At 47.0% G+C, this 283-nt stretch carries 1 protein-coding gene; it reads right to left on the bottom strand.

The features are described from left to right. A partial coding sequence (locus tag PGX78_RS09090; protein WP_270446642.1) for a MetQ/NlpA family ABC transporter substrate-binding protein occupies positions 1-283 on the bottom strand: 283 nt, incomplete at both ends.

Raw genomic sequence — 283 nt, 5'->3', positions numbered from 1 at the left:
GGTGCCTCCGTCTTTCAATTTAATGAGTCCGGCAGCCTGTAAAATTAAAAGAGCGCGTCCGCCGTTGGAGGGATCGTTGGGAATAGCCACCTTAGCCTTAAGGGGAAGATCGCTTAAAGCTTTTATTTTATGTGAATACACGCCCATAGGTTCAATGTGTACATTGCCGGCGGAAATGAGGTTTGTATTGTGTTCGGCATTGAATTTTTCCAAGAAGGGCAGATGCTGATGGAAGGTTGCGTCTACTTCCTTATCGGCCAAGGCGAGGTTCGGCTTTACATAG

This window comes from Megasphaera sp. AF13-6AC, from assembly GCF_027685385.1.
In the GTDB taxonomy this organism is placed as follows: Bacteria; Bacillota; Negativicutes; order Veillonellales; family Megasphaeraceae; genus Megasphaera; species Megasphaera micronuciformis.
Note: the sequence above shows the minus strand (reverse complement) of the source record. Positions and strands in the feature narration are given on the sequence as shown.